Origin of the sequence: Acinetobacter sp. YH16032 (assembly GCF_013417345.1) — a bacterium.
Lineage (GTDB): Bacteria > Pseudomonadota > Gammaproteobacteria > Pseudomonadales > Moraxellaceae > Acinetobacter.
In genome coordinates this window covers 45,098-55,109 of sequence record NZ_VPEE01000019.1, presented here as the reverse complement: position 1 = coordinate 55,109, position 10,012 = coordinate 45,098, and the positions used below count along the sequence as shown (strand labels likewise).

The window sequence follows — 10,012 nt, the reverse complement described above, 5'->3', positions numbered from 1 at the left end:
AACTCATTCTCAAAACTTAGATCTAACCTATTCAGCTAAATCTTTGTTTTTCAACAAGTTTTAATCAACATCACCGCCGATGGATGTGCATTCTACAGCATTCCTCCCCCAATGCAACCTCTTTTTTCAATATTTTAGTATTTTTTTAAATTATGAGTATTGAGTGGGTATTTAATAATCAAATTCACATCATTCAGTATGATATCGATAAAAAATCGAACACTTTAACTTTATTAAAATTAGATTAGAATAGTCTCTATTATTTAACTGACTAGAACTATGTTACTAAATGGCTATATTTAAAATCAAAAAAGCCGTATTGATTTCCCTACTGCTTTTGAAGTGCAGCTTTAGCCATGCCAATTCCAACCAGAACATTTATCAAATGACTCTATCTATTTTGAGCTATGCCAAAATTTCATCTCCACAACCAGATTTATGTCTAATTGATAACACTGTGGCATTAGCAGAGTTTAATCAAATAATTCTAAAGCAAAATTCAAAGATCAAAGCACAAAATATTCATGATTACGAATTAAACAAGACCAATTGTGATGTTATATTTTTCTCTAAATCTTCTCCAACAGTCGAACAAAAGCTCATCGGAGAATCACTAAAGAAATCAATTCTCTCATTTTCAACAAATAATGAAGATTGCGAAGTTGGAAGTGTTTTCTGTCTCTATAGCAATAAAGCAGGTATTACAAAATTTAAAGTCAATTTAGACAGTCTTGCAAAAACCAAAATCCACGTTGATCCTCGTGTATTACTTCTTGCACAGAACATGGAGTAATTCAGATGATTGATAAATTTTTTGGATTAACTTCACTCCAATCACTATTTAGACGATCACAATTTTTAATTTTTGCGATTACTTTTTTGATCTGCACTTTAATTTTTGCAACGATTTCAATTTTTACGGTGAAATCATACGCCAATCAAAACTTAACCTTAGTGAGTCGCACAATTGCGGAACGCATTCAACCTGCTCTTGTTTTCCAAGATAAATACACTTTAGACAATATTTTACACGAGTACACACAACAACACTCAATTCGCCTTATCCAAGTATTGGATAGCAATAAAGTTAAAATCACTGAAAGCAGCAAACTGATAGATCGCCATTCAGAACTTCAAACTTGGTTTGATGGATTATTTTTTTCTAAGCCGATTCAAATTGAAGTTACCCACAATGGACAATTGGTCGGTGAGCTTCATCTATTCGGCAGTTCTCAAGATATCATTTTATTCATTATCAAGATTTGCTTAGCCTTGATTTTAGGTATGCTTTTTATGATTTTCGCCTTATGGTGGTCGGTTAATGCAACCTATCGTCATATTATGAATTCTATATCACCAATTATTCATACAGCACAATTAGTGAGTCAACAAAAAGCATATAATCTCCGCTTTCCAAAAAATGATATTCAAGAATTTCATCATCTAAACTCAGTATTTAATCAACTATTAGAAGAAATTCAATCTTGGCACAATCAGTTACAGTCTGAAAATACTCAGCTTAATTATCAAGTACAACATGATGAATTAACACAATTACCAAACCGACATTACTTTTATAAAGTTTTGTGTAGCCTTTTCGATCAGCCTGATAAACGTGAAAATACTGTTTTGATTTTTATAGATAACAATAAATTTAAGTCTATTAACGATCAATATGGTCATTTAGTGGGGGATGAAGTGTTGAAAGAGATGGCTAAACGATTAAAACAAAACACTCGTCAAAATGATTTTGTCGCAAGATTAAGCGGTGATGAATTTGCAATTATCCTAAGTCCTGTCAGTCAGGTGGATCACTTAATTTCGATCGCCGAAAATCTTATAAAATGTTCTGATGAGCCCTTAAAATATAACGGACAATCAATTCATTTTAGTTTTAGTCTTGGTATTGCTTTGGCTAAAGAAGCTCATACCCCTGAGGACTTAATTTCTCAAGCAGACCAAGCGATGTACAAAGCGAAGAATCTAAAACATCATTGGCACATATTTCAACAATAGAGTTTTTACTGAGGATTAATACCTATGCTCAATCGTAGTTTCAAACTTTTTATCATGAGCATTCTTTGTATAGGATTAAGTGCATGCTTGGGTATGGGATCTTTAAGCTATAAACAAGTAAAAATGTTAAAACAACAAGGTTTCGTACTCACAGAGGAAGGTTGGAGTTTGGGACTACCCGAACGACTTCTTTTCGATTTCGATCAGGCTGAAATCTCTAAAAAAAATCGTGAACAGATTCAACATCTCGCAGCACAACTACAAAAGTACAATTTAAAGAAAGTCCGTATCGTCGGTCATACCGATCTTATTGGCAATCCAGATTATAATTTTAAACTTTCTGAAAGCCGTGCCCGAAGCGTAAGCACTATTTTTATTGAGGAGGGTTTTAACCCAGCTCATATCCAAACCATTGGTCGCGGTTCAACCCAACCTATTAATACTGCAAATACTGACGCTGCCCATGCAGAAAATAGACGCGTTGCTGTTATTATCGTGCCTTAAACACTCAACAAAAAAAGATCCTGATAGGATCTTTTTTTAACAGCAAAAATCAGACATAAAAAAACCGCTTAACGCGGTATCTTTTATCTGACCATTTATAATGAAATAAATGGTCGGAGCAGTAGGATTCGAACCTACGACCCCCTGGTCCCAAACCAGGTGCACTACCAGGCTGTGCTATACTCCGATTACATGGGTTTGTGTTGGGGTGAATGACGGGATTCGAACCCGCGACAACCGGAATCACAATCCGGGGCTCTACCAACTGAGCTACATCCACCATCACAAAATTTGGTTCTATAAAATCAAGCGACCAATGGCGCGCCTGACAGGATTCGAACCTGTGACCATCCGCTTAGAAGGCGGATGCTCTATCCAACTGAGCTACAGGCGCATTACCCATGATTGCGAGATCATTGGAAAACCTTTGCCTTGAAGAATTGGTCGGAGCAGTAGGATTCGAACCTACGACCCCCTGGTCCCAAACCAGGTGCACTACCAGGCTGTGCTATACTCCGATTCATCTCAGCTTTTGTACCGTTCAACTTATCGTTTGATGTATCGTTCGGTACGGTGTGCATTCTAGGCGTGACGCTGGATAACGTCAACACCTATCTTCAAAAAAATTCAAAAAAACACTTCAAATGTATATTTATCAAGCATTTTGACTAATATTAACGCTTTAATGACGCACTAAAGTTTAACATTCGATCTAATGGTAATTTAGCGCGCTCTGCTAAAGCGGGATCAACATACACTTCCTGATCACCATGTCGTAAAACATGCAAAATGCCATCCAATTCATTCATTGCCATCCATGGACAATGTGCACAAGAACGACAAGTCGCTCCCTCACCTGCCGTAGGAGCCTCAATCAAAGTCTTATTCGGCACCATTTGCTGCATCTTATAAAAAATACCGCGATCGGTCGCAACAATCATTGTTTCATGCGGTAGTTCTTTTGCAGCCTTAATCAATTGCGAAGTACTTCCTACTGCATCAGCAACATCAATCACCGATTCTGGAGATTCAGGATGGACTAAAACTGCAGCATCAGGATAGATGGCTTTCATCTGAGCGATGCCACGTGCTCTAAATTCTTCATGTACGATACAAGAACCATCCCAGAGCAACATATCCGCTCCAGTTTTCTTTTGAATGTAACGTCCTAAATGCTGATCAGGTGCCCAAATAATTTTTTCACCTAAACTATCTAAATGCTCAACAATTTCGACAGCACAACTGGATGTTACCACCCAATCTGCACGTGCTTTTACCGCAGCTGAGGTATTTGCATAAACCACAACAGTATGATCAGGATGAGCATCACAGAACTTGCTAAACTCATCTACAGGACAACCTAGATCGAGTGAACAAGTTGCCTCTAAAGTAGGCATTAAAATGGTTTTGTTAGGTGATAAAATTTTAGAAGTTTCACCCATAAACTTCACACCAGCCACAACGAGTGTTGTCGCATCATGGTCACGCCCAAAACGTGCCATTTCAAGTGAATCTGAAACACAACCACCAGTCAGCTCCGCAAGCTCCTGTACGACTGGATCACAATAATAATGAGCAACCAATACCGCATTACGCTTTTCCAATTCGGCTTGGATCTCAGCAAATTTTTGCTGCTTTAACTCTGGTGTTAAATCTTGATTGTTAGATTCACCAATCAGGTCTAAATGAGCTTGAACAATTGCTTTCGCATCATTTGCAATTAAATTGGTTGCATCATTCATTATTTGCATCTCTATCCATAGCGCTTATCAATATAAGCAATTACACACAGATTGGATTTGACCAATCATTAAAATTTGATAAATAAAAAGCCTCAACAGGGAGGCTTAATTTATTTAAGAACGATAATCTGCGTTGATCTTGACATAATCATATGACAAATCACAGGTGTAAACCGTATCTTTGGCAGAACCACGGCCCAAATCAACGCGAATAGTAATTTCTGATTGATTCATCACTTTAGCACCAGCCTCTTCTGTGTAATCTGCCGCTGCACCACCATCTTTACAGATCTGGACATCATCTAACCATACTTGGATTTTGTCGACATTTAAATCTTGGACCCCAGCATAACCAATTGCAGCCAAGATACGCCCCCAGTTAGGGTCAGAAGCAAAGAACGCTGTTTTTACCAAAGGTGAATGTGCAATGCTGTAAGCGATATCACAACACTCTTGCGTATTTGCACCACCTTCAACTGAAACAGTTATAAATTTGGTTGCACCTTCACCATCTCGAACGATTAACTGAGCCAAGCGCTTCATGACACGTGTAAGTACATCTAAAACAACAGAGTAACGAGCATCTTCTTTAGATTTAATTTCAGCACCACCTGCTTGACCAGTTGCTGCAAAAATACAAGAGTCATTAGTAGATGTATCACCATCAATCGTGATGCGATTAAATGATTGTTCAACCGTGGTTTTTAATAGTTTTTGAACCAATTCACGAGCAATAGGCGCGTCTGTCGCTACGAAAGACAACATTGTTGCCATATTAGGACGGATCATTCCTGCACCTTTTGAAATCCCCGTCATTGTATAAACAACCCCGTCAATTTCAAATTGTTCAGAAGCACCCTTAGGTAAAGTATCCGTCGTCATAATACCTGATGCTGCCTGAGGCCATACATCATCTTCAAGACTCTCAAATGCTGGTTTTAACCCAGCAATCAAACGCTCCATGGGTAATTGTTCACCAATTACGCCTGTTGAGAATGGCAAAACTTCGTTCTCATTTACACCAGCAATTTTGGCAAATTCAGCACAAGTGTCCTTTGCATTTTTCAAACCTGTAGGACCAGTACCTGCATTCGCATTGCCTGTATTAATTACAAGGTAACGTGGATTTGTTTGAGACAAATGCAGTTTTGAAATATGTACTGGCGCTGCGCAAAAAGCATTTTGGGTAAATACACCTGCAACTTGAGTGCCTTGTGCAAATTCAAATACAACCAAGTCACGTCGATTTGGGTAACGTACATACGCTTCTGCTGAGCCAATTCTTACACCCTTTACCACATGCATTTGTGGCATTGATACGTCACCCACCGCCATTTTTGATTGTCCGAATTAAAAAAAATGATGGCTAAGCTTATTAGAAATTAGAAAAAAAATCGAGTGAATAAGGCATTAGGGTTGATTGAAATGAATGATTTGAAATAAATCTCGATCCCTAAAAACAATAAAGCCAGTCAAAGACTGGCTTTTGTACGAAATTCTAAAATTAATTAGATACAGTTTGTTCCAATAAGGCTTGTTTTGCTTTTTCTTGACTTGAACTTGAAAGAGCTGGATTTGATGCAACAATACGATTTGCTGTAGCTGGAGTTGCTGGTGCTATTGAAGCTGTTTGAAGAATGATTGGTCGACCAGCTGTATTACCAAGTGTGTAACGAATACCAGTGCGAGGACTTATCACCGTTGTGGAGTCATTTTTAACTTCAGTTTGTGCTTGAGTAACACCCGCAGCTGCTTGAACTTTCGCTAGAGGTACAGTTTTTGTATCAGTATTGGCAAATGCAAAAGCTGGTAAAGCAAAAACTGCAAATAGAGCCGGTTTTAGTATTTTTTTCATTGTCGTTTCCATATATTCAATCATGCAAAATTAAATAGCATTAACTGAGAAAATTGGCAATGCTTATTCACATGAACTGACCAAGCACTATAATAAAATAAAAAAAGCAGAACCTAAGTTCTGCTTCATGAAATTTAGATTTTACCGTGACACTGCTTGTATTTTAAACCAGAACCACATGGACAAGGTGCATTACGGCTTTGAGGTGGCGTAATCTCAACTTCATTCTGATCCAATTCTTGAGTATTAACTGTTTGCTCACCTGTTAAACCATCAACTTCAGCATGAGAAAGTGAAAGTTGCATCGCTTCAGCTTGAGCTTGCTGCTGTGCTTCCATTTCTGCCAGCTCTTCAGGCGTTGGTAAACGTACCAATGAAAGATCTGTCACAACATCAGACTTAATGACAGCTAACATATTTACAAACAGATTGAATGCTTCTTTCTTATATTCCTGCTCAGGATTCTTTTGCGCATATCCGCGTAAATGAATACCTTGACGTAAATAATCCATCGCTGCTAAATGATCTTTCCAGTGGCGATCTAAAGAACTTAACATAAAGTTTCGTTCTAACACTGCTGCAGATTCAGCCCCCATTTGTTCACGACGCGCACGATAGCGTTGTAAAACCTCATCAGTGATACGACGTGCTAATGCTTCTTCATCTAATCGACGATCTTGGTCCAACCATTGCTGTACAGGAAGATCAATATTAAAGTCTGAGCGTAATGCAGATTCAAGACCTGGTACATCCCACTGATCATGAATAGATTCAGGTGGGATATACGTTTCAATCACCCCTTTCATCACTTCTTCATGCATTGACTCGATATATTCTTGCAAAGTACTTTCTGCCAGAATTTCATCACGCTGTGAGTAAATAATTTTACGTTGTTCATTATTTACATCATCATACTTCAACAGGTTCTTACGAATATCGAAGTTACGTGCTTCAACCTTACGTTGGGCGTTTTCAATCGAACGAGACACCATTTTATGTTCAATGGCTTCATTTTCTTGCAGACCCATTGCACGCATCATTGCGACGACACGATCACCTGCAAAGATACGCATCAAATCATCTTCTAACGATAAGAAGAAACGCGAAACACCTGGATCACCTTGACGACCTGAACGACCACGTAATTGGTTATCAATACGACGAGATTCATGACGTTCAGAACCAATAATGTGTAAACCACCAGAATTCAGCACCAGTTGGTTATTTTGTTCCCATTCTGCTTTTAAACGTGCTTCATCTTCAGGAGTTGGATTTTCAATTTTCGCCAGTTTCGCTTTCCAGTTACCACCGAGCAAGATATCCGTACCACGCCCTGCCATGTTGGTCGCAATAGTCACGGCACGTGGAGAGCCAGCTTGTGCAATAATATCCGCTTCACGCTCATGCTGTTTGGCATTCAGTACTTCGTGTGCGATACCCGCTTCTTTCAGTTTATCCGATAAGATTTCAGAAGCTTCAATTGTTGCCGTACCAATCAAAATCGGTGCAACACCAGCTTCATGAATTTTCTTAATTTCTTCAATAATCGCATTGTATTTACCATTACGATTCAAATAAATTAAGTCATTCAGATCTTTACGAATCATTGGACGATGGGTTGGAATCAACACCACATCTAAGCCATAAATTTCTTTCATTTCAGCAGCTTCAGTATCTGCTGTACCTGTCATACCTGAAAGTTTACGGTATAAACGGAAATAGTTTTGGAATGTGGTCGTTGCAAGCGTTTGGTTTTCAGGTTGAATTTCTAAACCTTCTTTCGCTTCTACCGCTTGATGTAAACCTTCAGACCAACGACGACCAGGCATCGTACGACCTGTATTTTCGTCGACAATAATCACTTCACCGTCATGGACAATATAATGCACGTTACGTTGATACAAGTAATGTGCGCGAATAGAAGCTGTCACATGATGAACAAGATTTAAGTTGGCTGCAGAATATAGACTCTCACCTTCTGCCAATAATCCCATCGCAATAAGTTCACTTTCAATGGCTTCAAAACCAGCTTCTGTGATTTCGACTGAACGTTGCTTTTCATCGATCCAGAAGTGCCCACCATCTGCAACTTTTTCTTCTTTTTGAGCATGTAACTTTGGCGGAATCGCATTCATTGCCGCGTAAAGTTGTGAGGAATCTTCGCTTTGACCCGAAATAATAAGTGGAGTACGTGCTTCGTCAATTAAGATCGAGTCAACCTCATCGATAATCGCATAAGCAAGACCACGTTGTTTTTTCTCGGCTAACGAGAACACCATATTGTCACGAAGATAGTCGAAACCAAATTCGTTGTTTGTACCGTAGGTAATGTCTGCTCGATAAGCTTCTGCTTTTTCGACAGGATTCTGCATGGAGTAAATCACCCCAACAGATAATCCCAAAAATTCATAAAGTGGACGGTTTAACTCAGCATCACGTTGCGCCAGATAATCATTGACAGTAATAACGTGAACACCTTGTTCACTAATTGCATTTAAATATACAGCCAAAGTACCCATTAGGGTTTTACCTTCACCTGTACGCATTTCTGCAATTTTACCTTCATGTAGGGTAATACCACCAATCAACTGTACGTCATAATGACGCATACCCATAATACGCTTACCAGCTTCACGACATACCGCGAAAGCTTCTGGTAACAAGCGATCAAGACTTTCGCCGTTTTTATAACGTTGTTTGAATTCTTCTGTTTTTGCAGATAAGTCTGCATCACTTAACACAGATATCGTCGGCTCGAGCGCATTGATCTTCTCGACAATTTTACGCATACGCTTCAATTCGCGCTCGTTTTTAGTACCGAAGATTCCTCCGATCAGACTTGCCAACATATAGACTCTCTAAAACTTACTTATCAAAATGATTTTTCTCAAACGTTATTATGGTGCTAGAAATTTGAAGTACAAGGGTTTTAAACAAATGCAATCAAAAAATTTCTGGATTATTTTCCATGACGCATGAGCAACGGCGAGTTAATGTAGCAAATTTGATCAAAAATATATATCGTTCAAATTCAATTTTATGAGCGTTTATTTGCACTCAGGCAGCCAAATAAATCTATTTTTTTCATAAGTAAATAAAAAAACACTATTTTTAATTATAAAGAGTTTCCTCCATATTAATTTCAATACATTAAGGTTTTGATAAGAATAGAGGTATATATGGCATTACGTTTAGGTGACACTGCTCCAGACTTTGAACAGCAATCAAGTGAAGGAGTAATTAATTTTTATGATTTTCTAGGAGATCATTGGGGAGTTTTATTTTCACACCCTGCCGACTACACTCCCGTATGTACGACGGAATTAGGTTTTACAGCAAAACTAAAAGACGAGTTTGAAAAACGTAATGTTAAAGCGATTGCTCTCTCTGTAGATGATGTTGAATCACATCATGGTTGGATTAAAGATATCAATGAAACTCAGTCTACCACGGTAAATTTCCCAATCATTGCTGATCAGGATCGTAAAGTTTCGACTTTATATGATTTCATCCATCCCAATGCCAGCGAGACCCTAACCGTCCGATCTCTTGTGATCATTGATCCAAATAAAAAAGTACGCTTGATTATTACGTATCCAGCGTCAACTGGTCGCAATTTCCATGAAATTTTACGTGTTATAGATTCATTACAGTTAACAGATAACTATAAAGTGGCAACCCCTGCAAACTGGCAGCATGGTGAAGATGTTGTGATTGTTCTCTCTATTAAAGACGAAAATGAAATTCAACAACGCTTCCCTAAAGGGTACAAGGCAGTGACACCTTATCTACGTTTAACACCTCAACCTGATCTTGATTAATTTTGACGAGCCATCAAGTTTCAGCGTTCAGCCTATCCTCAGATAGGCTTTTTTTTGATTATGGCTTATATTCT

At 38.4% G+C, this 10,012-nt stretch carries 8 protein-coding genes and 4 tRNA genes; 4 read left to right on the top strand and 8 right to left on the bottom strand.

The window, feature by feature from the left end; all coding sequences use genetic code 11:
• The first annotated feature begins 289 nt into the window (after nucleotides 1-289).
• The 3 genes from FTV32_RS10750 to FTV32_RS10740 are packed head-to-tail and all read left to right on the top strand — an operon-like array spanning nucleotide 290 to nucleotide 2,520.
• The gene (locus FTV32_RS10750) at nucleotides 290-793 is read left to right on the top strand and encodes a YfiR family protein (protein ID WP_180028616.1); all 504 of its coding nucleotides are present in this window, start codon (nucleotides 290-292) and stop codon (nucleotides 791-793) included.
• Between the two features lie 5 nt (nucleotides 794-798).
• Nucleotides 799-2,016 (top strand): diguanylate cyclase domain-containing protein, encoded by a 1,218-nt coding sequence (locus tag FTV32_RS10745; RefSeq protein WP_180028615.1) that lies wholly within the window; start codon nucleotides 799-801, stop codon nucleotides 2,014-2,016.
• Nucleotides 2,017-2,040: 24 nt separating this feature from the next.
• Nucleotides 2,041-2,520 carry an OmpA family protein gene (locus tag FTV32_RS10740; RefSeq protein ID WP_035267906.1) on the top strand — a complete coding sequence of 160 codons (480 nt, stop codon included), beginning with the start codon at nucleotides 2,041-2,043 and terminating at the stop codon, nucleotides 2,518-2,520.
• Nucleotides 2,521-2,630: 110 nt separating this feature from the next.
• Here the strand turns inward: FTV32_RS10740 and FTV32_RS10735 are convergent.
• The 8 genes from FTV32_RS10735 to secA all read right to left on the bottom strand — a co-directional run bounded on the left by FTV32_RS10735 (nucleotide 2,631) and on the right by secA (nucleotide 8,966).
• A tRNA-Pro gene (locus tag FTV32_RS10735) sits at nucleotides 2,631-2,707 on the bottom strand.
• A gap of 17 nt (nucleotides 2,708-2,724) precedes the next feature.
• Nucleotides 2,725-2,800 (bottom strand) — tRNA-His (locus FTV32_RS10730).
• 37 nt (nucleotides 2,801-2,837) lie between these two features.
• Nucleotides 2,838-2,914, bottom strand: a tRNA-Arg gene (locus FTV32_RS10725).
• A gap of 47 nt (nucleotides 2,915-2,961) precedes the next feature.
• Nucleotides 2,962-3,038: transfer RNA gene (locus tag FTV32_RS10720), tRNA-Pro, on the bottom strand.
• A gap of 156 nt (nucleotides 3,039-3,194) precedes the next feature.
• Entirely contained in the window at nucleotides 3,195-4,262 is a 1,068-nt protein-coding gene (nadA, locus tag FTV32_RS10715; protein ID WP_180028619.1) for a quinolinate synthase NadA, read from the bottom strand.
• A 114-nt stretch (nucleotides 4,263-4,376) separates the two neighbouring features.
• Nucleotides 4,377-5,597: a bifunctional glutamate N-acetyltransferase/amino-acid acetyltransferase ArgJ gene (gene argJ / locus FTV32_RS10710; protein WP_180028614.1), complete on the bottom strand. Its 1,221-nt coding sequence runs from the start codon at nucleotides 5,595-5,597 to the stop codon at nucleotides 4,377-4,379.
• A gap of 169 nt (nucleotides 5,598-5,766) precedes the next feature.
• Nucleotides 5,767-6,117, bottom strand: a complete 351-nt coding sequence (locus FTV32_RS10705) for a hypothetical protein (RefSeq protein WP_180028613.1) — start codon at nucleotides 6,115-6,117, stop codon at nucleotides 5,767-5,769.
• 134 nt (nucleotides 6,118-6,251) lie between these two features.
• Complete coding sequence (gene secA, locus FTV32_RS10700; protein ID WP_035267914.1) at nucleotides 6,252-8,966, bottom strand: preprotein translocase subunit SecA; 2,715 nt, start codon at nucleotides 8,964-8,966, stop codon at nucleotides 6,252-6,254.
• Nucleotides 8,967-9,296: 330 nt separating this feature from the next.
• Between secA and FTV32_RS10695 the strand changes: the two genes are divergently transcribed.
• Nucleotides 9,297-9,938, top strand: coding sequence for a peroxiredoxin (locus FTV32_RS10695; RefSeq protein ID WP_180028612.1), 642 nt, complete (start codon nucleotides 9,297-9,299; stop codon nucleotides 9,936-9,938).
• The last annotated feature ends 74 nt before the right edge of the window (nucleotides 9,939-10,012 follow it).

What these genes read in the sequence shown, in the direction of transcription:
- FTV32_RS10705 (WP_180028613.1), bottom strand. Translation starts at nt 6,117, where the DNA reads ATGAAAAAAATACTAAAACCGGCTCTATTTGCAGTTTTTGCTTTACCA.
- FTV32_RS10750 (WP_180028616.1), top strand. Translation starts at nt 290, where the DNA reads ATGGCTATATTTAAAATCAAAAAAGCCGTATTGATTTCCCTACTGCTT.
- FTV32_RS10740 (WP_035267906.1), top strand. Translation starts at nt 2,041, where the DNA reads ATGCTCAATCGTAGTTTCAAACTTTTTATCATGAGCATTCTTTGTATA.
- argJ (WP_180028614.1), bottom strand. Translation starts at nt 5,597, where the DNA reads ATGGCGGTGGGTGACGTATCAATGCCACAAATGCATGTGGTAAAGGGT.
- nadA (WP_180028619.1), bottom strand. Translation starts at nt 4,262, where the DNA reads ATGAATGATGCAACCAATTTAATTGCAAATGATGCGAAAGCAATTGTT.
- secA (WP_035267914.1), bottom strand. Translation starts at nt 8,966, where the DNA reads ATGTTGGCAAGTCTGATCGGAGGAATCTTCGGTACTAAAAACGAGCGC.
- FTV32_RS10695 (WP_180028612.1), top strand. Translation starts at nt 9,297, where the DNA reads ATGGCATTACGTTTAGGTGACACTGCTCCAGACTTTGAACAGCAATCA.
- FTV32_RS10745 (WP_180028615.1), top strand. Translation starts at nt 799, where the DNA reads ATGATTGATAAATTTTTTGGATTAACTTCACTCCAATCACTATTTAGA.